Origin of the sequence: Arthrobacter glacialis (assembly GCF_002909415.1) — a bacterium.
GTDB lineage: Bacteria > Actinomycetota > Actinomycetes > Actinomycetales > Micrococcaceae > Specibacter > Specibacter glacialis.
Map to the genome: position 1 here is coordinate 88,617 of NZ_PPXB01000001.1, position 24,424 is coordinate 113,040.

Sequence of the window (24,424 nt, forward strand, 5' to 3'; positions counted from 1 at the left end):
TTTGGGCCTACGCGCCCGAGGGGCCCCGGCCGAGGTACGAGTCTGGGGAGGGCGTGGGGACTAGTCGCGGAACAGGCCGGCCAGGTCCGTGGCCGTCAACGCGCCGCTGGACAAGGAGTCCCCGCTCATCACATCGGAGAAAAGCTGGGACTTCTTGGCCTTGAGCGCCATAACCTTTTCTTCGATGGTGTCCTTGGCAACCAGTCGGTACACCATCACGTTCTTCTTCTGGCCAATGCGGTGGGTGCGGTCCACTGCCTGCGCCTCCGAGGCGGGGTTCCACCACGGGTCCAGGATGAAGACATAGTCGGCCTCGGTCAGGTTCAAACCAAAGCCACCGGCCTTGAGGCTGATGAGGAACAGCGGCGCCGTGCCGGTCTTGAATTCATCCACGACGGCGGCCCTGTTGCGGGTGCTGCCGTCCAGGTAGGTGAAGTCGATGCCCTCGGCGACCAGCCGGTCGCGAACCTTGCCCAGGAAACCTGTGAACTGGCTGAAGATCAACGCCCTGTGGCCTTCCTTGACCACGTCCTCCAGCTGCTCAAACAAAACATCCAGCTTGGAGGAGCGCACGCCCGCCTGCGTTTCATCCACCAGGGAGACATCCAAACTGAGCTGGCGCAGCAGCGTCAGGGACTGGAAAATGGTGAACCTGTTCTTGTTCACATCCTCCAGCAGGCCAAGGATTTTGGCGCGTTCACGTTGCAGATGTGTTTGGTAGATCTTCTGGTGCCGAGGATTCAATTCCACTTCAAGGATTTGTTCCTGCTTGGCGGGAAGGTCCGCAATGACCGCTTCCTTGGTGCGGCGCAGCATGAGCGGCTTGACCCGGGCCCGCAGCTTGCTCAGCAGCTCGGAGTCGGCGTTCTTTTCAATGGGTCGCTGGTAAAACTCGGCAAAGCGTTTGGGGCTGGGGAAAAGACCCGGGGCCACGATGGACAGCAGAGCCCACAACTCCATGAGGTTGTTTTCCATGGGGGTACCCGTCACGGCCAGCTTGAACGGGGCCTTGATCTTGCGGGCACATTGATAAGCCTTGGACTGGTGGTTCTTGACGAACTGGGCCTCATCCAGGATCAACCCGGCAAATGGCTGCATCCCGTATTCGGCAAAATCGATGCGGAACAAGGCGTAGGAGGTGATGACGATGTCAGCACCTGCAAAGAACTCGGCTGAGTTCAACCCGCTCTTGGCAAAGGTCTCGGAGACGGTCACCACCTTCAAACCAGGGGCGAACTTTAGGCTTTCACTGGCCCAGTTGCCCACCACGGAGGTGGGTGCCACCACCAGGAACGGTTTGTTCAAATCGGGGTCTTCGGCCTTGACCTGGCACATCAGCGCCAGTGTCTGGACGGTCTTGCCCAAACCCATGTCATCGGCCAGCACGCCGCCCAAACCGAAGCTGTAAAGGAAGTGCAGCCAATTGAAACCGTCCAGCTGGTACGGACGCAAGGTGGCGTTCAGCGTCGGTGGCGACGGCAGCGCAACGGGAGGACCGCCGTCGAGCAGTCCAGAAATGGCCTTGCTCCAGGCCTGCGCCTGCTCATCAACAATGCCCAGCTGGGCCAGCTCGTCCCACAGGCCGGCCTGGAAGCGGCTGATCCGCAGCTCGCCGTCCTTATGGTCGTTCAGGCCGCGGGCTTCCTCAATCAGTGCCCGCAGCTGGTGCAGCTCCGGGCGGTCCAGCGAGAAGTAGGCGCCGCTGGGCAGCAGCATGCGGGTGTTCCCGGCGGCCAGTGCCGAGAACACGGCGGCGAAGGAGACGTACTGGCCCTCCAAGGTGATGACGATGCCCAGATCAAACCAGTCGCGCTCATCGGTGGCCTTGGTGGAAATGGTGACGACGGGGGCCTCGGTGACCTCGCGGTAGCTGGCAATGTCTCCGGAGGTTTCCACCGTGACCCCGGGCAGTTCGGCAATCAGCGGCGCAACCACTTCGGTGAACGCCAGGGTGTCAAGGCCGTTCAATTGCGCGGAGGCCGCCAAAATGGGGTCACCCCAGGCATTGTTGGCCGCCACACCCATGGCAGTGATCTCTTCCCACGGCTGCCCGACACTGGCGATGAGCCTTGCCTCGGCGCCGACATCACGCACGGCACCCTCGCCCAGCTCCGGCCAGAGCGGCAGCGATGTGATGCGGCTGCCCACGGGGTAGTGCCACTCCCAGTGCAGGCGCACCGTGTGGTCGGTGCCGTACGCCGCCAACAAGGACAGTGTCGGCTCCACATATGCCGGCAATTCCACCGAGTGGTCCGCGGAGACCACGGCCGCCGCCTGCTTGAGTTGCGGGTAGAACTGGGTGAGGAACTTCTCGCGCGCCAGCTCCGGAACGTGCACGTTCTCTTTGCGCAGCGCAAAATCGAGCAGCTGCGCGGAGGTGTCCGCCGGCAGGGGTGCCACGGTGATGTTTCCCCGCACGACGCCGTTGCGCGCCAACGATGTGCTGCCCGAACTGGGTGCCGGCTCGCTTTGGTCACTGATAAACAGCCCGCTGACGGGGGTGCCTATCCGGCCAACGACCTCTTGCGTGACGGGGACACCGTCCACTTCAATGAGCGGACCAACATCCAGGCCCCCGGCTTCCGGACGGGTCACATCAAGGGACAGTGTGGCCTCGAGGGTGCTGACCCGGATGGGATCGCCGGTCCCTGACTGGATTAAGGCCACGCCGTTTTTGTGCGCGCTGGCCAGCAGCTGCCACAAATTCCGGCCGGCAAAGTCATTTAGTGCCAGCCAGGCGCTTGCGTTGCCGTGGCTGTATTGGCGGGGGCTGTGCGAGGACAGGAACTCGCTGAGCCATTCCAGCTGGGTCTTGTCATGGACGCCGCCGTACGCCAGATAGCCCAGAGTGGCCCAGCTGACGCCTGACTTGACCCACTTTCCGCGCGTTCCCATCACCACGGGGCGAACGTTCAGCACTGCTTCGGCGGGGACGGTGCTGCCGCGGCCGCGGTAGGAGAACCGCGGCGGCGGGACGTGAAGCTCAAATTGCAGGCCCAAGGCGGGTGTGTCGGGGCTGGGTGCTGCGGTGGTTGGCGGCAGCAACGCAGACAACGCCGCTTCCCACGATTCGGGCGCAAGTTCCGCCCCGCCCTCAACGGGGGCTGGAGCTGCAGACTTGCCGCCCTTGGCCTTTGCCAGCAGTGTTTCAAGATACGTGGGTTCGCGGGGGGCTTCCTCCGGAACAAAGAAGTCGGTGAATGATTGTTCCGCCTCGGCGGCGGCAATCAACGCCACAACGTGCTTGCAGTTTTGCCGCACGGGGCAGCTGCAGATGCCCACACGGCACGCGATGACGCCGTCGTGCTCGCGCACAAGCTTGGCTGTCGTCTTGTATTTCTGGGCGCCAAATACCGTGCCGGAGAGCAGACCCGTTGCTGGTTCCAGGACGATGTCGGCGACACGGTCCTCGTCAGCGTAGGCACGGCCAGAGGCAATGGAATTCTCGGTGAACTCGGCGACTCGCGTTAGCAAACGTGAATCGGCGGCGGAGTACGTCACGGAACTTTTCCACCTGTCGGTTGGGGTGTGATCCAAGGCCAAGAACCACATCTATCAATCTTACGCAGCATTGGGGCCCTCGATTACCCCAAGAAGCCCTGTGCACACCACGGCGGCCAAGAACTGCCCCCAATGCAGGTCTTGGCCGCCTCCATTCGATGGATAAGGTTTTTATGTGGTGGGGTGAGCAGCGGCCTCCTTTGCGGGTGTTTTCACGAGGAACAAGGCGAAGAGCAACGCCACGATGGCCGTGACCACCAGCAGGGATAGCCCAATGGCGTACTTGTAATGCTCGGCGTCGGGGTTGTAGGTCCAGCCCATGATCAGCGGCGGGAAGTAGCCGCCCAAACCGCCGGCAGCACTGACAATGCCGCTGATGGTCCCCACCTTGCCCTCGGGGGAAAGCGCGCCAACCCAGGCGAACACCCCGCCTGTGCCCAAACCAAGTGCTGCCGCGAGGCCAATGAAAATGGGGCCGGCTTGAACATCTGCGGCAGGTTCCAGTGCCACGAGGAAGCCCAGGACCGCAACGCCCGCCAGAGATGCCAGCACAACAGGCTTGGACCCAATCTTGTCCGCCAACGCTCCGCCAATGGGCCGGGCAATCACTGCGGCAAGGGCAAAGCCGGCAGTCCGTGCGCCGGCAGCGCTCGGGTCAAAAGCGTAAACGTCGCGCAGATACGTGGGCAGGTAGGTGGCGAAGGAGACGAAGCCGCCAAAGACCACAGCGTACAGGAAGCACATCTTCCATGTGACGGCCAGCTTGGATGCCTCGACGAGCCGGGGCACCACCGGCGCCGTGCTGGGCTGCCAGCCGGGGGCGTTCTTCATGAAACACCACACCAGCACGGCCATGACTGCCAGCAGCCCGGCGATCACCAGGTGGGTTGGCACGTAGCCGATGGACTTCACTAAACGTGGGTTGAGAAACGCCGCCAGTGCTGTGCCTCCCATGCCTGCACCAAAAACGCCGGTGGCAAATCCGCGCCGCGCCGGCGGGTACCAGGCGCTGACGAAGGGAATGCCCACGGCAAACACCGTGCCCGCAACACCCAGCAGGAAGCCTGCAACAAGCACCAGGGCAAGGGAATTCAGGGCGCCGCCCAAGGCCACCAACAACACCGTGGGGATGGTGGCCACCAGCACAAACGTAAAGAGGGCCCGGCCGCCGTATTTGTCGGTCATGATGCCCACAACAATGCGGCCCAGGGAGCCCACAAAGATGGGCATGGCCACCAGGATGCCCATGGTCCCTGCGGAAAGCTCCAGGTTTTTGGCATAGTGCGAGCTGAGGGTGGCAATCACGTTCCAGGCCCAAAACCCCACCACGGAGGCGGCAGTGGCGAGGGCCAGATTCAGCGCCTGGCCCTTCAGTGCGGGTGCTGCTTTGGTCTGTGCCATGCTCTCTCCTGTTGTCAGTTAGCGGTTGCGGGTGTCGCGGTCTCGCGTGCCCACGTCCGACCAGCCGTCACGGTTGGCAACGCTGGCGCCCTTGTCCCGGGAGCGGTACACAATGTAAGGCCGGAACAAGTAGTGCAGGGGTGCTGTGAAGGCGTGGACCAGCCGGGTGAAGGGCCACACCATGAACAGCAGCATGCCCACCAGCGTGTGAATGTGGAACGACGTCGGAGCGGCAGCCATGGCACCAACATCGGGTTGGAAAATAAACAGTGAGCGGAACCAGGGAGAGACAGTGTCGCGATACGTCACCCCGTGTTCGTCAAAGAACACGCTGGCCAGGGTGGTCCACAGTCCGAAGAGAATGGCGGCCAGCAGCACCACATACATGAGTTTGTCGTTTTTGGTGGTGGCCATGAACACGGGACCGGTCTTGCGGCGGCGGTAAATCAGCAATGCGATCCCGGCCAGGGTCCCCACCCCGGCAATGGAGCCCACAAACAAGGCGTTGAAGTGGTAAAGGTCTTCGGTCATGCCCACAGCTTCTGTCCACGATTTTGGGATGACCAGGCCAAAGAAGTGCCCGGCAATGACGGCCAGCAAGCCAAAATGGAACAGCGGGGAACCAATCCGCAGCAGCCTGGATTCATACAGTTGGGAGGATCTGGTGGTCCAACCAAATTGATCGTATTTGTAGCGCCAGATGCTGCCGCCCACCAGGATGACCACCATGACGTAGGGCAGCACGCCCCACAAGAAAATGTCCATTGCTCAGGCACCTTTCATGGGCAGCAGCCGCGGATCATAGGGGTCCAGGCCCACGGACTCGGTGGGTGGGCCGTAACCGGCCATCCGCATGACAGCTTGTTCATCGGCGGGCGAAGCCCCGGGCAGGGAGTTGCACACGGCCTGCACCATGGCGGCGTGGGGAAGATTGTCCCGCAGCAGCCCAAACTTGATCAGTTCAAGGCTGGGCCGGTACTGCTGCAATAACTCCTTGCCGGCGACCATGTCCACCGTGGCCGCATATTCCAGCACCATGGGCAGGTAGTCCGGCAGTTCCCCGTGCGTGTCCACCAGGGTGTCTGAGCCGCGGTACACCTTCTTGAACGCCCCCAACACTTCCCCGCGGCGGCGCGTGTCTCCGTCCGTCCAGTAGGAAAGGTGCAGGGCGTGGCGCTTGCCCAAGTCGAACTCCTGGACGTACTGGGTTTGCAGTTCCATCAAGTCGGTGGACTCCAGCATGGCAAGCACGACGGCGAACGGCTGGCTTGCGCCCGGAAACTCGCCAAGTGCGGCGCGCATAAGCGGCACCCTGGCCACCAGTGCGGCATCGGGGTAGGACAGGCACCAGGCGGCGGCCAGAAATGAAACCTGGTCTTGTTTGCCGGTCTGCCTGCTCATGAGCCACCGCCGTCAAGGGCATCCGCCCGGGCATCAACGGCCGGCCCGGTGGGGTGATCTTGCGGGAACAATCCGGGCGGTGCACCGTTGCCGTCCCAATTGAGCAGGTTCACCCGGCCGCGCAGCGTGTCAGCTCCCGCCACGGAATCCGAGCTTTGCCGGTCCGACAGGGCATTGAACGTTTCCACGGCCACAGGTGTGGGGCGCCCGCTGGCTTCGCCGAAGGGTGAGTTGCCCATGGCACCCATGCCGGGTCCGCCGTCGAAGTCCAAGGAACAGCCCATCTCCTCAAGGTCGTGCGCCTGCTCGGCGTGCGCCTTGGGGATCACGTAGCGTTCGCTGTATTTGGCGATGGCCATGAGCCGGTACATCTCATACATGGTGGCCCCGTCCATGCCCACACTGGCCGGGATGGACTCGTCGGGGTCATTGCCCAGGGAAATGCCGCGCATATAGGCGCGCATGGCCGCCAACTTGCGCAGCACCTCCGTGACACGTTCGGTATCCCCGGCCGTGAACAGCTCGGCCAGGTACTCCACGGGGATGCGCAGGGCGTCAATGGCGCCGAACAGCACGTCCTGGTTCTCGGCGTCGTGCCCTTGATCGCGGAGTAAATCAACCACGGGGGACAGCGGCGGGATGTACCAAACCATGGGCATGGTCCGGTACTCGGGGTGCAGCGGCAGGGCCAGTTTGTACACCTTGGTCAGCGCATACACGGGCGACTTTTGCGCCGCCTCAATCCAGTCCTCCTGTATTCCTTGCTCGCGGGCCGCCTTGATCACGTCAGGATCGTTGGGGTCAAGCAGCACGTCCATCTGCGCTTGGTACAGGTCCTTGGGATCGGTGACCGAGGCGGCAGCGGTGACGGCGTCGGCGTCGTACAGGAAAAGCCCCAGATACCGCAGCCGGCCCACACAGGTTTCCGAGCACACGGTAGGCAAACCGACCTCGATGCGCGGGTAGCAGAAGGTGCACTTCTCGGCCTTGCCGGTTTTGTGGTTGAAGTAAATCTTCTTGTAGGGGCAGCCCGTCATGCACTGGCGCCAGCCGCGGCACTGGTCCTGATCCACCAGCACAATGCCGTCTTCAACGCGTTTGTAGATGGCGCCGGACGGGCAGGAAGCCATGCAGGAAGGGTTTAGGCAGTGCTCGCAAATGCGCGGCAGGTAAAACATGAACGTCTGCTCGTACTCAAACTTGATTTTGTCTTCTGACTCGCGGCGCACCTTCTCCACGATGGGATCCAGATGGCCCAGCTCCGTGGTGCCGCCCAAATTGTCATCCCAGTTGGCGCTCCAGGTGATTTTGGTGTCCTTGCCGGTGATCAGACTTTTGGGCCGGGCCACGGGGAAATCATCGCCCAGGGGTGCGTCCACCAGCGTCTTGTAGTCGTAGGTCCACGGCTCGTAGTAGTCCTTGAGCTCGGGCTGGATGGGGTTGGCGAACAGCCCGAACAGTTTCTTCACGCGCCCGCCGGCTTTGAGTTTGAGGCGGCCGCGCTTGTTCAGCTCCCAGCCGCCCTTCCACTTTTCCTGGTCCTCGTAGCGGCGCGGATAGCCCTGCCCGGGGCGGGTCTCCACATTGTTGAACCAGACGTACTCCACGCCTGCCCGGTTGGTCCAGGCCTGCTTGCACGTGACGGAGCAGGTGTGGCAGCCAATGCATTTGTCCAGATTCATGACCATGCCCATTTGAGCCATTACACGCATTAGTACTGCACCTCCTGAGAGCGACGGCGGATGGTGGAAACGTTGTCCCGCTGGTTTCCCGTGGGGCCAAGGTAGTTGAACGCGTACGTGAGCTGGGCGTAGCCGCCAATCAGGTGCGAGGGTTTCACGAGCAGCCGGGTCACCGAATTGTGAATGCCGCCGCGCCGGCCCGTGGCCTCCGACTTGGGCACGTCGATGGTGCGCTCCTGGGCGTGGTGAATGTAGGCGACACCTGCCGGCATGCGGTGGCTGACCACCGCCCTGCCCACGAACACGCCGTTCATGTTCACGCACTCAACCCATTCGTTGTCCAAGACGCAGATTGAGTTGGCATCCTGCGGGCTCATCCACACGGTGGGGCCGCCACGCGAGAGCGAGAGCATGAGCAGGTTGTCCTGGTATTCGGAGTGGATGGACCATTTGGAGTGCGGGGTCAGGTAGCGGACCACAATTTCCTGCTCGCCCGTGGGTCCCAGCTTGGGTTCGCCAAAGAGTTTGTGCATGTCCAGCGGTGGCCGGTAGATGGGCAGCGCCTCACCAATGTCGATGATCCAGTCGTGGTCAAGGAAGAAATGCATGCGCCCCGTGAGCGTGTGGAAGGGTTTGAGTCGCTCAATGTTGATGGTGAACGGTGAATAGCGCCGCCCGCCCGTCTCCGAGCCGGACCATTCCGGGGAGGTGATCACCGGAACCGGCCCGGCCTGGGTCATGGCGAAGGAAATATGCTTTTCCTCGCTGCCCTCGGCCAAATCCACCAGCTTCACGCCGGTGCGCTTTTCCAGCTCTTTGAAGCCGCTGACAGCCAGCTGGCCATTGGTGGTGCCGGAGAACGTCAAGATGGCCTCGGCCAGTTTCGCGTCCGTGTCGATGGCCGGGCGGCCGTGCGCCGCACCGCCCATCATGACCCCGTTCGCCTTGGCCAGGTGGGTGAGCGCTTTGTCGAGTTTGTAGTTGACGTCCTTGACGGTGAAGCCCAGTTTGTCCGCCAGCGGGCCCACAGCCGTGAGCTTGTTGGCGATGGCCGTGTAGTCGCGTTCCACCACCATGAAGTTGGGCATGTTCTGTCCCGGGACACCCTCAATGCCGTCCTCGCGCCAGTCGCGAACCACCCCGCCTGGCTGGGCGATCTGCCCCACGGTGTCGTGAATGAGCGGGACGCTGACCAGATCCTTGCGGGTGCCCAAGTGCTGCACTGCCTGGCGCGAAAACTCCTCGGCGAGCAGTTGGAACATCTCAAAGTCAGTCTTGGTCTCCCACGGCGGGTCAATGGCCGGGGTGAAAGCGTGCACAAACGGGTGCATGTCGGTGGAGGAGAGGTCGTGCTTCTCGTACCAGGTTGCCGCCGGAAAAACGACGTCGGACAGCAGGGTTGTGCTGGTCATGCGGAAGTCGGCGGAGACCAGGAAATCCAGCTTGCCCTCGGGGCCCTGCTCATGCCATTTCACGTCTTTGGGCTTGAGTGAGGCTTCGCTGTCCTGGCCCATGACGTTGTTGTGGGTGCCGAGCAGGTTGCGCAAAAAGTACTCGTTACCCTTAGCCGAGGAACCAAACAGGTTCGAACGCCACAGCACCAGCGTGCGTGGCCAGTTTTCCGGTGCGTCAACATCCTCAATGGCCGGGTTGATGGTCCCGTTCTGCAATGATTGCGCAACCCACGTCTTCTCATCCGGCGCCTCACCTGCCGCCACCGCTGCGATGGCTTGGTCTGCCAGATCCAGCGGGTTCGCATCGAACTGCGGATAAAACGGCATCCAGCCCAGTCGTGCCGACTGCGCCAGCGCGTCGGCCGTGTGCATGCCATCCAAACTGCCCGTGGACAGTGGGGACTTCAGGGCATCTGCGGAGTAGCCGTCCTGGCGCCACTGGTCAGTGTGCATGTACCAATAGCCGGTGCCGATCATGGTGCGCGGCGGGCGCGACCAGTCGAGGGCATTGGCCAGGGACACCCAGCCGGTGATGGGGCGGCACTTTTCCTGCCCCACATAGTGGGCCCAGCCGCCGCCGTTGCGGCCCATGCAGCCAGTGAGCATGACGAGCGCCAAAATGGCCCGGTAGGTGGTGTCGCCGTGGAACCACTGGCAAATGCCGGCGCCCATGATGATCATGGAACGGCCCTTGGACTGCTCCGCATTGCGGGCAAATTCGCGGGCAATCCGGATGCACGCCTGGGCGGGGACTGAGGTGATTTCTTCCTGCCAGGCGGGAGTGTACGGGGTGGAGGCGTCGTTGTAGTCGCTTGCCCAGTCGCCCGGCAGACCTTCGCGGCCCACCCCGTATTGGGCCAGCATCAAGTCATACACGGTGGTGACAAGATGGCCCTCAACCATCTTGACGGGAACCCCGCGTTTGAGGATGGAGCCGGCACCCTCGGGGTCCTCAAAGCAGGGCAACAGGATCTCCAACGATTCGCTGGACACCTCGGCCATGCTTAGGGCCGGTTCAATGCCCTCCAAGTCAAGGTTCCATTTGCCCTCGCCGGTTTTGGAGTACCGGTGCCCCAGGGTGCCGTTGGGGACAATGGCCTTGCCGCTCACCCGGTCAAAGAGCATCGTCTTGAACGCGGCATCCTCCTGGTTTTCCTGGCCGGGGACCAGCGCGGCGGTGAGGAATTTGCCGGGACTATATGTCCCGTCGTCGCGCTTCACCAGCCTGATGAGGAACGGCAGGTCGGTGAACTGGCGGACATAGCTTTGGAAGAACGGCACCTGGCGGTCCACGAAAAATTCCTTGAGCATCACGTGGCCCATGCCCATGGCCAGGGCGGCGTCGGTGCCGGCCGCGGCAGGCAGCCATTCGTCGGCGAACTTGGTGTTGTCCGCATAGTCGGGGCTCACAGCGATGACCTTGGTGCCGCGGTAGCGCACTTCAGTCATCCAATGGGCGTCGGGGGTGCGGGTGACGGGGACGTTGGAGCCCCACATCATCAGGTACGTGGCATCCCACCAGTCGCCGGACTCCGGGACGTCGGTTTGGTCACCAAAGACCTGAGGGCTGGCCACGGGAAGATCCGCGTACCAGTCATAAAAGGAGGTCATGACCCCGCCGATCAGCTGCACAAAGCGGGTGCCAATGGCGTGGCTGACAATGGACATGGCCGGGATGGGGGAGAAGCCCGCCACCCGGTCCGGGCCGTACGTCTTGATGGTGTTCACGTGCGCGGCGGCAGCTATTTCCAGTGCCTCGGCCCAGGAAGTACGGACCAGGCCGCCCTTGCCGCGGGCATTTTGATACCGCTTGCGTTTTTCCGGGTCGGCAGCGACTTCGGCAAACGCCAGCACGGGGTCCTTGAGGCGTGCCTTAGCTTCGCGGTACATTTCCACGAGCACGCCGCGGGCGTAGGGGAAGCGAACCCTGGTGGGGGAGTAGGTGTACCAGGAGAACGCCGCGCCGCGGGGGCAGCCGCGGGGCTCATACTCGGGGCTGTCCGGGCCCACGCTGGGGTAGTCGGTCTGCTGGGATTCCCAGGTGATGATGCCGTCCTTGACGTACACCTTCCAAGAACACGACCCCGTGCAGTTCACGCCGTGGGTTGACCGCACCACCTTGTCATGACTCCACCTGTCGCGATAAAAGATGTCGCCGGCCCGTCCGCCCTCCCGGAAAACCGCGCGGGAATCATCGCTCACATCCCACTTGGTGAAGAAACGCCCCAGCTTCAACATCGCGTCCGACGCCGGGCCATCGACTCCAGCAACAAAAGGTTCAGCAGTCATGGCCCCACCCTAGGGGGCATTCGGGCGGTTTACTACAGTCACTGGATTAGTCGACAAAGTGCTGTGCTAATTGTTGCCATGATCATGCGACTTTTGTTTTTTGTGGTGACTTTTGTGTCATGGGTATGCGCCAACATGACGAAGCGTGCGCCCCAGTTTTTAAAGCAACTAGCCCGCAGAAAACGCCGAAAAACACGTCAAATCCGTGAATTTTCGCCGTTTTCTGCGGGCCAGTTGTTAGGGAGGGCGAGGGGACTAGTTGCGGCGGAAGGCCAGGTCAAAGATGACACGGCCAGCATTGTGGGCCTTGTTCTCAAAACTGGTCAGTATGCGGCCGTCAAAGCGCGGAGCCCAACCGCCCACTGCGTCGGGCTCCTCACTTTGCTCGCAGTCGACTCCGCTGAGCCGAGCCTCGGTGAGGGGGCTCTCGGCTCCGGTGCGCTCGCCGTCGTGCATGTTGGTGAAGTCAGTAGATGCCTGGCCCACTTGCTGCATTTGCTCGGCGTAGGTGGACCAGTCGGTGGCTAGGCGCCAGATTCCGCCGGGGACCAGTACGCGGGCAACCAGAGGGGCGAAGGTGTCCTTCACCATGCGGCGCTTATTGTGCTTGGACTTGTGCCAGGGGTCCGGGAAAAACACCCAGACTTGGCTGACGGAACCGGGCGGGAGCATGGTGCTCAGGACCTCCGGCGCGTTGGCCTGCACCACGCGGACATTGGTCAGCTGCTTGGCCACGATCTTTTGGATGGTCTGCGCCAGGCCGGGCGTGTACACCTCGACGGCGAGAAAGTCCTTGTCGGGGTTTTCCATGGCGGCGTGGACCACGGCATCTCCCAGACCTGAACCAATCTCCACGACCAGGGGGGCCGTGCGGCCGAACTCCGCCTCGGCGTCAAAAACGTACTCGGGGTGAACCGAGGTGTCGGCAATGTGGCGGGGAACGTCCACTGCGAGGGTGTCGGAGTGATCGTCCCAGGCCTGCTGGCGCCGTCCCTGCAAACGCGTGCCGCGGCGCACAAAAGACACCGGCTGGGCGCGGTAGGTCCCCTCCGCAGCCTGGCTGCCCGGGGTGACGGGGCGCGCTGTTCCGTCCTGCGAACGCGGCGCACGCTGCTCTGCGGGCGCGTCAGTCGCTGTTGCGGGGGATTCGGGGACGGAAGCTGGGATTTCACTCATCCCTTTAAGGGTACCGGGCTTCTTCTGAAGGCTGGCCCTTACCGGTATTGGTGAGATTCCTGCATTCGAAACAGCAGCTGATGCGGGTTGGCAGCGAGTTCTGTCATCGAAACTGCAGCTGATGCGGGTTCCGGGGCCCGCAACCCACATCTGCTGCTGTTTCGATTGCTGAGCAGCCCCGACACCTTCCAGATCACCGCCTACGCAAAAAGATGGCAGACCACGCCCTTATAGCCGGCCTTGAGGGCGTGACCTGCCATGTCGCTGAACACGCGGGGTGGTTTTGGCTGCGACAACGGTGGATAACTGCAGCTATGACCGCGAGTGCTGACCTTGGCCACAAAAGACCGCGTGTAACCATGCAGCTCGCAGTTGCGGTCAGCATTCGCCGCAGAAGGTGAGATGCGGCACTAAGGTGAGCGCCCGGCGTCGTGCCCCTGTTAGACTGGGAATACTTAATGTGCATCAAGCGCATTCTGCGTCGATGAACGCATGCAACTTGTCCCGCAAAGATTTGCACAGTAATTTTGCACTGTGCGGCCCGCGGTTGACACGCTCTGGCATTGAATCGGCGAACCCGGGCTCAAAACTGATCCTGGGACGTTGAACCGCCTTACGAAAGATTCTCTCTTTACATGACAACTTTTGCTGCCCTTGGTGCGCCCAAGGAAATCGTTGCTTCACTCGCCGCTCAGGGCATTGAAGAAGCATTCCCCATCCAGATCAAGACCTTGCCTGACACACTGGCAGGTCGCGATGTTCTGGGACGCGGCCGCACCGGCTCCGGCAAGACCATTGCCTTCGCTATCCCGCTCGTTGCCCGTCTGGCCGAGCGCGAAGCCCCTTACTTCCGCAAGCCCGGCCGCCCCATGGGCCTGGTGCTGGCACCCACCCGTGAGCTGGCCACCCAGCTGAACAACACGATCGAGCCGTTGGCCAAGGCCATGGGCTTGAACACCACAGTCATTTACGGCGGTGTCTCCCAGGCTCGCCAGGAAAAGGCACTGCGCGCCGGCGTCGACATCGTCATCGCCTGCCCGGGCCGCCTCGAAGACCTCATGAAGCAGCGCATCGTCTCACTGGAAAGTGTCGAGATCACTGTTTTGGATGAGGCCGACCACATGGCTGACCTCGGCTTCCTGCCCGTCGTCAAGCGCCTGCTGGACACCACGCCCACCCAGGGCCAGCGCATGCTGTTCTCCGCAACGTTGGACAACGGCGTGGACAAGATTGTTCAGCGTTACCTCTCCAACCAGCTCACCCACTCAGTGGATGAGCCGGTTGCTTCGGTTTCCACCATGGAGCACCATGTTCTGGTTGTTGGCGACCAGACCATCAAGAAGCAGGTCATTGTTGAACTGGCCTCCGGTGCCGGCCGTCGCATCCTGTTCATGCGGACCAAGCACCACGCCCGCAAGCTGGCCAAGACCCTGACCGACGCCGGTATCCCCGCCGTTGATCTGCACGGAAACCTGTCACAGAATGCCCGTGACAGGAACCTGGCCGAGTTCTCCACCGGTGACGTGCGCGTCCTGGTTGCCACCGACGTTGCCGCCCGCGGCGTGCACGTTGATGACATTGAACTGGTCATCCACGTTGACCCGCCCACAGAGCACAAGGCATACCTGCACCGATCAGGGCGTACGGCTCGCGCCGGGTCCGACGGCGTTGTTGTCACCCTGACGCTCCCCGAGCAGCAGAGCGACGTCAAGAAGCTCATGAAGGCAGCCGGTGTTGACGTGAACTTTGAGCGCGTCAACGCCAGCTCACCGACCATTGCCAACCTGGTGGGCGATGTTGCTGACAAGATTGATCCCCGCACCCGCGCAGCCCTGCTTGCTTCCAAGCAGCCGGCACAGGGTGGTGGCACCTCAACCGGCGCCAACGCTCAGCGCAAGCGTGCCCGCACAGGCGCAGCCCCCACAGCCGGTGGCCGTGGCGGTCGTGGTGGACGCGGTCGCGTTTCCGCCGATTCCTCTGAGCGTCCGGCAGCTGCCGGGAACCGTTCCGAGCGTCGCGAAGGCCAGCCTGCTGGTGGTCGCTTTGCCGGTCAGGGCCGTCCGGCCCGTGCCGCCGGTGAAGGTCGTCCGGCACGTTCCGGCGAGAGCCGCCCGTCTCGCGACGGTGACGTGGCTCGCGGCAACCGCGCAGGCCAGGGTTCAGCAACGCGCAGCTCCTCGCACACCAACGACGCCCCGCGCAGCAACTCACGCGGTGCCGGCCAGGGTGGCGCAGTGTGGTCCTCCAACACTGGCGGCAACTCCGGTGGCAGCTTCAACTCCAACGGTGGCGGTGCACGCTCCGGCGGACCGCGCCGCGCGTCAGCGCCTGCGTCCAACCAGCGCCGCGCCCGCTAACTAGTCCCCACGCCCGCCCCAACCTCGCAAGCTCGGCCAGGGAACCCTCGGGCGCGTGGGCCCAAGCAACTGACCCGCAGTAATGGTCGAAAAATCGCGATTTCGCGGTGTTTTTCGACCATAACTGCGGGTCAGTTTTGGTTAATGGCATGATGTACGACGGCGGCACTCACCGGCGGCGCGCTGGTGCAGCAGCTCGGTAACGACTAGCGGCAACGGTGGCCGCAGCAATCGTGACAAGGGCGCCCAGAATCAGGGCGGCCGGCTCGCCAGGAGCCAGCAGATTCTGCTGAATGCCAATCGTGGCAGCGGCGACGGGCACGCCCAGCTGCGAAGCGGAGAGCACGCCCAGCGGCAGTGGTTGACCAAGGAAGCACGTCACGCAATGGACGGCTATGGCACCAAACCCCAGGGACAGCCCCAGCGCGATCATCGGGGGATGGGCGGCAAGTTCGCGTAGGTCCAAGGACGCGCCAAGCCAGAGAAAAAATAGTGGGCCCAAAAATCCCTCGGTGAGGGCAAATAATTGATGGGCCAGCCGGCGCGGCTCTCCCACGGCCGAAACCGCCAGCCCGAACGCAAATCCGGCAAGCATGATGGACACATGGCTCCACACCGCCAGGCCTGCCAAGGCAAACAGGACCACCAGCTGGAATCGCAGTTCAAAGGCAAACTTCCTGTTTTCAGAAACCTTGTGAATACGTCGCCAAGTGCCGTTTGCGTCCGCTGTGCGCAACAACAAAAACACGGCGCCGGTACTCGCCATAACTGCCAAGGAGCCCAGTGCCGCCCTGCCCGCTGTGGCCGGGTTGAGAACAAGCGGCAGGGCGATGATGGCCAGAGTATCGGCCATGGCCACTTGGGCTGTCATGGCAAGGACAGGAGGCCCTGATAATTTCAGGGAGCCAATCATGGGCAACGCCAGTGCTGCGGACGACGAAGCGAGCAACACGATGTAGAGCGGTGCGTGCCCGCCGCCAAAAATAGCAGCCAGGCCAATGCCCACCGCTGCGGCAGCCGCTGCCACCACCATGAGGCGCAGGGCGCCACTGCCCAGGGCGGCGCGAATTTGCTTGTTTCGGACCGGGACGTGCGTGCCCACCACGAACATGATGAGGGCAAACCCCATGTCCGCTAGGAACGTGAAGGTGGGTTCGGCCGGATCCACCAAACCCAGTCCGGAGCGGCCAATGAGGATCCCCGCGAGCAGCTCTCCGATCACCACCGGAATGCGCCACCGTGCCGGGAGCGCCAGCAGCGGGCCCAGCAGGGCGGCCACGCAAATGAGGGCCAGGATGGGGAAGGTCATGGACCAGGCCGGGGGTGGGTGGACAAACGAGGCTGTTCCATATGCCCATTGTGCATGGCAGCGCCAAATTGCCCAAGAGTTTTGGTGGGCCGACGGTGAAGATGACGGCGGCCTCAGTCCGAGGTGGTGGGTTCCGGGGGCGTCAGTCCTTCAAACTGTTCCAAGGCTTTCTTGAACGCAGGCAGATCCGCTCGGGACACGGTGGTAGTGCCGTAGGTGATGGAGATGGAGCGTGCCGGAAGCTCGGATTCTTGATATTCCTTGGCTGCTTTGCCGCTGGTATCTCTATCCACATTGACCAAATTGACGGAGAGCCACTGGGAACCCGAATACGCTGTACCGGCCCACCAATACAGTTTGTCCAGATCAGCCGTGCCGTATTCTTCCACCAGCTCTTTTTGCCGTTCAGGGTCGTTCGCCAATGAGTCGCTGTCAGGGGTGAGCTTCACGCGGCCCAATCCAGAGGCAGTGGTGAACCCATTGATGACACTCATGATTTTCTTCCACTCGGCAGTGGATGGGGGAAGTGTGGTGCTTCTCCACTCAACGGAGTTGTACGTGTAAGTCATGGCCTGGCCGCCGTAGCCATTGCCCGTGGTGGGGAACCAGCCGGCTTCGCCACGGGCTTCCCATTCCATTCGATATTCAGCGGTGAGGGCTGTTTTGATTTCCTCGAACAGTTCCGCCGCGACGGCTTCGGTGTCCTCTTTGACGGGGGCATCCAGCAGTTCCGCGGGCAGGGAGTAAGCATGCACAGGATAGTCTTTCCAATTCACGGTGACTTCTTGGCCCGCCTCATTGGTGTACGTGGTGGTGGGTGGGGCGGCGCATGCGCCCAGTCCCAACAAAGCCGCCACCGCCACCGAACCCATCGTTGCGCGAATTGAAAATCTCACGGTTGAACCCTTTCCCCAGAACGGCCAGCCTAGGAGAGCCAAGGGGCGCGGAACATCAGACCAAGGGATGAAGTTGGGGAATTATGCAGGGGTGGGCAGTGCTACCCGACGGGATCGATGCTCAGTATGGCGAGGAACCCGCGGCCTGAAATTTCGGGTGCGTCCTCGGACCCCACCACTGTGTCGAACTTGCCCAGCGACTCGGCTGAGGTGACGGGCGCAGCGGAGGAGGCTCCGGCGTCGACAACTGAAACCGCAGCGGGGGAAACAGTGGCAGCACCTTGCAGCAGCACGGCAAACTGGTCGGCAAAGACGGGGTGCGGGCGCTTTTTGGACAGCTCGATGATGGCCGCATAGCCCTTGAAGGCGCTCCGGCGGGTGATCAAATTCAGGTCCTTCAGCGTGCCGGTGGGCAGGGCTGCGGACGTCTCGGAGTCGCCGGAAAAGCGGAACGGGCGGAACTTTTCCAGTGCCTGCTCGGCACCGTCAACCGTGAGAGCGATGAGTTCGCCGTCGATCACGGTGATGATCCGGTCCATCCCGGGCATGGGTGAAAACGGCCCGGCCTTGGCAACCTCGGCAATGCTGATGCGCCAATCGAAACCGCCGTCAGTGGCCGGAGCCGCAGCGAGTTGCCGGCTCACTCCGCCGCCGTTGGGCCAGGGCATGGTCTTGAGTGAGGCGTAACGAATAATTTCCACTACTTTTCGTCCTCATTCTTGACGCTGTACACGTGCAGGCGCTTGGGGTCTGAGGGGCGACGGCGGAGCTTGCGTTTGTAGTAAGACCAGCCTCCCGTGATGGCCAGGGAAACGGCAAAGGCCAGCACGATCTTGATGGGCAGCGAGAACCGGGCAAAGGTAAGCACCAGGATCATGGCTGTAAAGCTGGCGAAGTTGACAATGATGTCCAGCCAGTCGGACTTAATACGCATGGCACCAGCTTACGCGGCATTGCCCCGGCGGGTCCTCCAGGGGCGTCATCTGGGCAGGGCCTTTAGTGGTAGCTGCGCACAAAGGGCTGACTGGTGGGCACAATTTCCTTGCCCAACGGCATCAAGGAGATGGGGATCATCTTGATGTTGGCGATGGCCAGCGGGATGCCAATGATGGTCACGGCCATGGCAACTGCTGTGGTGATGTGGCTGATGACAATCCAGATCCCGGCCACCAGAATCCAAATGACATTGCCCAGGGTGCTGGCAATGCCCGTGCCGCCGGGCTTGTCCACCACAGTCCGGCCAAACGGCCACAGGGCGTAGCCGGCAATGCGGAAGGAAGCTATGCCCCACGGAATGGTGATGATGAGAATGCAGCACACAATTCCGGCCAGAAAGTAGCTAAGAGCCAGCCAAAAACCGCCGAAAACCAGCCAGATGATGTTCAAGAGTGTCTTCATCACCCCATTGTGCCCTGCTGGCACCCACAATGGCATCGGGGATGACCCTGAGCTTTCCCCAGCGGCCGGTGCTAGGCTAATTTCCACGATCTCTCAGCGATTTTCAACGGCAGGAAAACGAAGAAACCATGGACTTCGGCACAGTCTTTTTAATCCTCATGCTGGTCATCATCGCGATTGTGGTGGGTGTGGCCATCGTCATGGGGGTGCTGATCCGCCGCGGGGTGCTGGGCCTGGTGAAAATTTCCAAGCCCAAATACGAGTCGGCCAAACGCAATGCCCTCAAGGCCCGGGCCGAGACAAGCACCGGGCCTGTGGCCGAGATCCTCAAACAGCGAGTTGCCTTGGCGGAGTCCCTGGAAGCCACCCGGCGTTCCCTGGCCGTGGCCCAGAGCACCGGCCAGTACACCGGCAATCTTGAGCAGATCTTCAACACCCTCCAACAAACCGGCACCGTCATGGAGCACCAGCTGTTGGTGGCCCAGCAGGAGCCCGACCCCGCGGTGCAGGGCCTCTATTCCAAGACGCTTGGCGTCCAGGTGGAACAAATCACCCAGACGGCCAAGGGTGTTCGCAACGCCTTAGCCAGCGCCGCCGCGCCCGCCGGCGACGTGGATCTGAAGGACCTCACCCGCACCCTGGAAATTGAAGCCACCATGCTCAAGAACTGGTCCGCCACCTACACGGATCTCGGCAAGGACTAGCCGTCCTCATGAGTTTTTTTGCCCGGCTTGCAGCTTTCTTCGGTCCCAAGCGGGCCAAGAAGACGTACGACGCCGGTGCCTCCTCCACCAATCAACTCACCTTGGCGGACGCGCAGATTAAGCAGCAGGCTGCCGTGCAGAAGATGCGCCGCGGCGTGGCCGATGTGTCGGTGAGCCGGCAGCGACTGGACCTGCAGGCAAGCCACCTGCAAGGTGCCATGGATCAGCTGTCCGCCCAGACCGAGGAATCTCAGGCCGCCGGGGATGGGGCAGCGGCGCAAACTGCCCTGGGCCGCCACCTCATCATGGGCGAGCAAATGGCCGACCTGCTCTCCCAACGCGACGCCCTGGCCGAGCAGGAGACCATGCTGATAGCTGCCTTGACCCAGCTGCAGGCTAGGGTGGCGGGTTTCAACGTCACTGCCGAGACGCTCAAAGCCGTGCACACGGCGGCCGATGCCCGCCACAAAATAGCCAGCTCGCTGGATGATCTGGACGGACCGGCACGCTAGCCCGCCGTGTTTGAACGAACCCGGGTCAGGACTCGGTGACGTTGCCCGTCACCATGCCGAAGGCAAAGGCCTTCTTGGCGGCCTGCGAGGTGTCGCCGGCATTCAGGGTGAACGTGACGGTGGCACTGCCGGCGGCAACATCCTCTGCCGTCACCGTGTAGCTGGCCGTGAACCCGCGGGCCTGACCGGGGTCCAATGGCTCCGCCGCCAGCAGAACCTCAACAGCCACAGCGGCGCCCTCAAGGAAAACAGCCACCACTGAAGGCACCGCGTCGCCATTGCGCACCCGGCCGCTGAACGCCAGCACGTCCCCCACCTTGTATCCGGAGATCACCGGCCCGTAGTTCAGATCCTGCGATTCACGGTTGGACAGCACCTGGGGCGCGTCCGCGGAATAGCCCTGCCCCACTTCCTTCCACGCCGCCGGATCCCAATCCCCGTCGGTCTGTGTCAGCACAAAACTCTCGCCAACACTTTCCCACACAGCGGGGCGGCCCGGGGTAATGGACCGCAACGCCACGTCCAAAGCGAGCCCGCCGGCGTAGGTGGTGCCGCCGTCGTGCGTCAAATCAGCAGCAGGGGAGGCCAACAAGTCCGCCGGGTCGAGCACCACATACACAATCTCCTGGTAGCCCTGGCGTTCATAGAGCACGCCAATCCGGCCATCGGGCAGGCGGGCTGCCGTGGAGTACTCGGAACTTCCAGCGCACAGTACGACGGCGTAGGGCCACGTTGCGCCGTTGTCTTGCGAGAGCTTCAAAACAGTGTTCCGGCGCAGCAGCGGGTCGTGGTTGTGGGTGGCAATGAGCCAGCTGTCAGTCTCTGGGGAAGCGAGCCCGGTGACGTTGGGGAGTCCGTCAAAGCGTGCTACGGAGCCGTTGTCGCTGGGGTCCGGCAGCTCGTGGTGGGGCTGCGCGGGGGAGTAGCTGTGGCCGCCGTCGGTGGAAACGGCCGTGAGTCGGTACGGGGTGGCGCGGGAGTGCATCAACAGGCTCCCATCAGTGCGGGCCACCACCTTATTCTCATTGCCGCCGGCGATGAATTCGCCCAGGGTCCAGGTGTCTCCGTGGTCGTCGCTGTGCGCGCTGGCGGAGGCAATCTCGCCGCGGGACAGCACCACAAATTGCTGGACCAGGCGTCCGGCAAAGGGGCCCGTGTGGATTTGGATGCCTGCGCCGGCTGCGGCAAACAAGCCTGTCATGCCCTCGCGTTTGAGCATGGCGGTGAGCCTGCGGTGTTGCCAGGTGACGCCGTCGTCGTCGGAAAAGCTGAGATCGGCGTGCTGGATGCTGTCTTGATCCTCCAGCCCTTCAATGGCCTCAAAGAAGCCGGCATGCGTGCCCGCCGCGTGGAACATGAAGATTCGTTGTGTCTGGGTGTCGATCAGCAGGCTGGGATCGCCATAGCCGTCCAATCCGGTGCCCGTGCGGACTGTTTGCTGCGGTTCCCAGGTGGCGCCATTGTCCAGGCTGCGGCGGATCAGCAGGTCGATCGGGTTGGGCAGATCATCCAAATTGGGGCGGCCGTCATAGGCGGCCAGCAGGGTGCCGCGCGGGGAGACAGCCAGGGCCGGGATGCGATACTGGCGGTGGCCGGCAATTCCGCGACGGGCAAGAACATGTTCCGATGAGGTAGGACGTAGCTTCACATGCCGAGTCTAGCCCGCTAGGCGATGGTGATGCCCAAATGCGTCGCCAGAATGGGTGCCAGCAGGCCCAGTTGATAGTCGTCCATGACCACCCCGGACATGGATCCGACGCCGTTGAGGGTGCGGAATTCCGTGCCGCGCAGATCAAGGTCCTTCAGCGTGGCCTGCTGCAGGTCAAGGGTGCCAATCCGGCAATTCTTCAGAGCCATTCGGGTCACGGTGGCCCCGCCCAGATCCAGTTCGCCGATGATGGCGTCGCTGATGAGCAGGTCCGTGATCTTGGCGGCGCGCAGGTTGAGGAAGTCGATTTTGCCGCCGTCAATGCGCACTGACTGCCAGCTGCTGTCGTAAAGCTCTGCCGATCCCCAGCGCGGGGCCGTGACTTCAGTGTCCCGCCAGCTGGTCCGCGCGCCATGCATCACGGGAGCAAAGCTGTCATTGATCACCGTGCCACGGAAGCGTACGCCGCGCAGTTCGGTGTTGTTCAGGGTTGGCCCGTTGAGCTGGCATTCCAGGAAGTCCGTGGAGGTCAGGTTGGCTTCGTCAAAGGACGGCTTGTCGAAGAGTTGGCCGTCATAGGTGTCGCCCGGGCCAAAGAACGCATCGTCGTTCTCCACCAGGTCATGCAGATGAAGCGGTGTCAGCCGGGGTTCGCGAGATTCTTTTTTCGGGGCCATGGCACCAGCTTAGCCAGCTGCGGCGGCACCGAAATTATGATACCGCTTACCCCTCAAAGGTGATGGACAGACTGGAAGAGTACGGGCCGTCGGCGGGCGTGGGTTCATTGGTGATGGGCACCGCACCGGCGGGCCACAACCGTGTTGCCCGGAAGGTGAAACCGTCCTGGTCCGCGGCCTCCCACTCAAGAATTACCGCCTGGCCGTTTTTCAGCGAAGCGTAGCCGGGCACGGCAATGTGGGAGAAATGAGCCCAGCAACCGCCGGGCGTGGGCTCTGAGTCAATGACTCCCCAGCCTTCTTCGTCGTGCCAAATCCGGACCGTCCCCAAGGTTTCCATGGCCCCAGAATAGGTGCCCCATGCCTGGCGGCGCTAGGGCAGCCGCGCCACCACCTTGAAGCGCTGAAGCACCAGCTCCGTGCCGTCATCCACCGTGAAACGGGGGTCTCCCATGGCGTCGCGCATGTCCTGTGAATGCCAAAATTCCTCGTGGCCGGCCCGCCACTGGGCCACGGTGCTGAAGCCCTCGCCCTCGTCGATGGCATGTTGCAGGTCCACGTCCGCGAGGCGGGCAAAGCGAACGTCGGTCATTTCAATGACAGCCACAGGCTTGCCCGCGGAGTCGATGACCACTTCCTGCGCTCCAACAAAGGGAAGCGCCTCCTGCTCAATCTCGTATTCAATGCAGGTGGCGGTGGTTGAGGTCTTGGAACCGTCAAGGACGGCGGCAACAAGTTGGTCCCGCAAGGGGCCGGGGAACGCGAATTCACACACGGGCAGGGAGCTGTAGCCGGTCATGGTGCCAGCCTACCGGCGTCGATGACCGTGTGGTCCAGTTGCGCCAACTCGGTGGACATGTTGATCCGGGCCTGAACCGCCCAGAGCTGCTGCCCCAGCTCCGTGCGGAACAGCGGCTCCAACGCCAATAGCTGACTCAGTACGGCTGCCCGTCCCAAGCTGAACTGGTCCTCGGGAATGTGCGCGTAGTCCTTGCGAACATCCGTCACATACTGCGCATAACGCAAGGGTGCCGAACCCAGAATGGCCAGATCGGCGTCGCACAGCAAGGCTCCCGCGTGATCATCCGCGGCAGGGGAGTGCTGCGCCGTCAGCCGCACCAAACGGGCCACTTCGGTGACGACGGCCGGTGGCGCCAGCCCCTTGAGGTGCTGCTGGGCCAGCTCGGCTGATTCCTCTTCGTCCGTGCCCGGCACCCCGTTGTAGACGGCGTCATGAAACCAGGCTGCCAGGGCCACAGCGGGCGGCGGTGCACTGTTTGTGAGCAGGTCCAGGGACTCCAAAACCGCCAAGAGGTGGCTGGCCGAATGGTAGTGCCGGTGGGGTTCGTTCCAGCGGCGCAGCAACTCAGCCCCCAGCTCCCGCTGCCCCGGAAGTAGCGCGTCCCAGCGCACTTCCAGAACTGACCCAGTCGACTTGACCCGGTACTTGGCCTTGATGCGAAGCCCCGACGCCACCAGGGCGCGGGCCAGGTCCTTGCCAGAGACCGCCATGGCCCCCGCCGCCACCAGATCGTCGTAGCGGCGCGCTGGGACATCGTAATGGTCCAGGTCAAAGGCACGCTTGGCCACGTCATTGGCTGCGGCAAAGTCATGCAGTTCTGCCAAGGAGGCATCGGAGATGAGATGTGAGAACACTGTCCCGTGTGCCGGCCAATACGGCGGATCGATGAAGATCATGGCCCCAGTTCCTCGTCGGTGAAAAGTCCCTCAATGGTCGTATTGAACACCCTCGCGAGCCGGAATGCCAGCGGAAGGCTGGGATTGTATTTCCCGCGCTCCAAGGCGATGACTGCTTGTCTGGAAACGGACAGCATGGCAGCCAGGCTTTCCTGCGACAACGCTGCCGCCTTGCGCGACTCAGCTATGCGATTCTTCATCGACCGTCTCCGGCCAGCATGCGTTCTTTGTCTGTTGGTAGCGGATCCAAAAGGACAAGATGACAAGCACGGCGGCGCCCAACGTGATCATGGTGGCGAGGAGTGAATGTCCGAATGTGGC

The 24,424-nt window shown here is 62.6% G+C and carries 21 protein-coding genes; 3 read left to right on the forward strand and 18 right to left on the reverse strand.

Annotated elements, in window-relative coordinates:
• Positions 1–60: 60 nt before the first annotated feature.
• The 7 genes from CVS28_RS00435 to trmB all read right to left on the reverse strand — a co-directional run bounded on the left by CVS28_RS00435 (position 61) and on the right by trmB (position 12,904).
• Positions 61–3,438 carry a DEAD/DEAH box helicase gene (locus tag CVS28_RS00435; RefSeq protein WP_423716372.1) on the reverse strand — a complete coding sequence of 1,126 codons (3,378 nt, stop codon included), beginning with the start codon at positions 3,436–3,438 and terminating at the stop codon, positions 61–63.
• Between the two features lie 234 nt (positions 3,439–3,672).
• Entirely contained in the window at positions 3,673–4,902 is a 1,230-nt protein-coding gene (locus CVS28_RS00440) for an MFS transporter (protein ID WP_103463774.1), read from the reverse strand.
• Positions 4,903–4,920: 18 nt separating this feature from the next.
• Complete coding sequence (narI, locus tag CVS28_RS00445) at positions 4,921–5,667, reverse strand: respiratory nitrate reductase subunit gamma (RefSeq protein WP_103463775.1); 747 nt, start codon at positions 5,665–5,667, stop codon at positions 4,921–4,923.
• A gap of 3 nt (positions 5,668–5,670) precedes the next feature.
• On the reverse strand, positions 5,671–6,303 hold the full coding sequence (gene narJ / locus CVS28_RS00450; protein ID WP_103463776.1) for a nitrate reductase molybdenum cofactor assembly chaperone: 633 nt from the start codon (positions 6,301–6,303) through the stop codon (positions 5,671–5,673).
• Entirely contained in the window at positions 6,300–8,015 is a 1,716-nt protein-coding gene (narH, locus tag CVS28_RS00455) for a nitrate reductase subunit beta (protein ID WP_103480291.1), read from the reverse strand. Before narH ends, narJ begins: the two co-directional genes overlap by 4 nt.
• Complete coding sequence (locus tag CVS28_RS00460; protein WP_207797140.1) at positions 8,015–11,728, reverse strand: nitrate reductase subunit alpha; 3,714 nt, start codon at positions 11,726–11,728, stop codon at positions 8,015–8,017. The genes narH and CVS28_RS00460 overlap by 1 nt, the downstream gene beginning before the upstream one ends.
• Before the next feature lie 255 nt (positions 11,729–11,983).
• A complete protein-coding gene (gene trmB / locus CVS28_RS00465; protein ID WP_103480293.1) occupies positions 11,984–12,904 on the reverse strand; it encodes a tRNA (guanosine(46)-N7)-methyltransferase TrmB in 921 nt (306 codons plus the stop codon).
• Between the two features lie 635 nt (positions 12,905–13,539).
• Between trmB and CVS28_RS00470 the strand changes: the two genes are divergently transcribed.
• Complete coding sequence (locus CVS28_RS00470; protein WP_103480294.1) at positions 13,540–15,261, forward strand: DEAD/DEAH box helicase; 1,722 nt, start codon at positions 13,540–13,542, stop codon at positions 15,259–15,261.
• A 169-nt stretch (positions 15,262–15,430) separates the two neighbouring features.
• Here CVS28_RS00470 and CVS28_RS00475 read toward each other — a convergent pair whose 3' ends face one another.
• From CVS28_RS00475 to CVS28_RS00495, 5 genes are all read right to left on the reverse strand, one after another.
• Complete coding sequence (locus CVS28_RS00475; RefSeq protein ID WP_103480295.1) at positions 15,431–16,570, reverse strand: cation:proton antiporter; 1,140 nt, start codon at positions 16,568–16,570, stop codon at positions 15,431–15,433.
• A 113-nt stretch (positions 16,571–16,683) separates the two neighbouring features.
• Entirely contained in the window at positions 16,684–17,466 is a 783-nt protein-coding gene (locus tag CVS28_RS00480; RefSeq protein ID WP_133159018.1) for a hypothetical protein, read from the reverse strand.
• Between the two features lie 101 nt (positions 17,467–17,567).
• Positions 17,568–18,167 (reverse strand): HutD/Ves family protein, encoded by a 600-nt coding sequence (locus tag CVS28_RS00485; RefSeq protein ID WP_103463782.1) that lies wholly within the window; start codon positions 18,165–18,167, stop codon positions 17,568–17,570.
• Entirely contained in the window at positions 18,167–18,400 is a 234-nt protein-coding gene (locus CVS28_RS00490; protein WP_103463783.1) for a hypothetical protein, read from the reverse strand. The genes CVS28_RS00485 and CVS28_RS00490 overlap by 1 nt, the downstream gene beginning before the upstream one ends.
• Before the next feature lie 62 nt (positions 18,401–18,462).
• On the reverse strand, positions 18,463–18,864 hold the full coding sequence (locus tag CVS28_RS00495) for a YccF domain-containing protein (protein WP_103463784.1): 402 nt from the start codon (positions 18,862–18,864) through the stop codon (positions 18,463–18,465).
• A 128-nt stretch (positions 18,865–18,992) separates the two neighbouring features.
• Between CVS28_RS00495 and CVS28_RS00500 the strand changes: the two genes are divergently transcribed.
• Both CVS28_RS00500 and CVS28_RS00505 read left to right on the forward strand, forming a co-directional pair.
• On the forward strand, positions 18,993–19,568 hold the full coding sequence (locus tag CVS28_RS00500) for a hypothetical protein (protein WP_103480297.1): 576 nt from the start codon (positions 18,993–18,995) through the stop codon (positions 19,566–19,568).
• Between the two features lie 8 nt (positions 19,569–19,576).
• Complete coding sequence (locus CVS28_RS00505; protein WP_103480298.1) at positions 19,577–20,080, forward strand: PspA/IM30 family protein; 504 nt, start codon at positions 19,577–19,579, stop codon at positions 20,078–20,080.
• Between the two features lie 25 nt (positions 20,081–20,105).
• Here CVS28_RS00505 and CVS28_RS00510 read toward each other — a convergent pair whose 3' ends face one another.
• Genes CVS28_RS00510 through CVS28_RS00535 form a run of 6 tightly spaced genes read right to left on the reverse strand, consistent with a single transcriptional unit; the run spans position 20,106 to position 24,303 of the window.
• Positions 20,106–21,728: a sialidase family protein gene (locus tag CVS28_RS00510; RefSeq protein ID WP_103480299.1), complete on the reverse strand. Its 1,623-nt coding sequence runs from the start codon at positions 21,726–21,728 to the stop codon at positions 20,106–20,108.
• Positions 21,729–21,745: 17 nt separating this feature from the next.
• The gene (locus CVS28_RS00515) at positions 21,746–22,405 is read right to left on the reverse strand and encodes a pentapeptide repeat-containing protein (RefSeq protein WP_103480300.1); all 660 of its coding nucleotides are present in this window, start codon (positions 22,403–22,405) and stop codon (positions 21,746–21,748) included.
• A gap of 46 nt (positions 22,406–22,451) precedes the next feature.
• The gene (locus CVS28_RS00520) at positions 22,452–22,745 is read right to left on the reverse strand and encodes a S1 domain-containing protein (RefSeq protein ID WP_103463789.1); all 294 of its coding nucleotides are present in this window, start codon (positions 22,743–22,745) and stop codon (positions 22,452–22,454) included.
• 33 nt (positions 22,746–22,778) lie between these two features.
• Entirely contained in the window at positions 22,779–23,204 is a 426-nt protein-coding gene (locus CVS28_RS00525) for an ASCH domain-containing protein (protein ID WP_103463790.1), read from the reverse strand.
• A complete protein-coding gene (locus CVS28_RS00530) occupies positions 23,201–24,103 on the reverse strand; it encodes a DUF4031 domain-containing protein (RefSeq protein WP_103463791.1) in 903 nt (300 codons plus the stop codon). Before CVS28_RS00530 ends, CVS28_RS00525 begins: the two co-directional genes overlap by 4 nt.
• Positions 24,100–24,303: a helix-turn-helix transcriptional regulator gene (locus CVS28_RS00535; RefSeq protein WP_103480301.1), complete on the reverse strand. Its 204-nt coding sequence runs from the start codon at positions 24,301–24,303 to the stop codon at positions 24,100–24,102. The genes CVS28_RS00530 and CVS28_RS00535 overlap by 4 nt, the downstream gene beginning before the upstream one ends.
• Between the last annotated feature and the right edge of the window lie 121 nt (positions 24,304–24,424).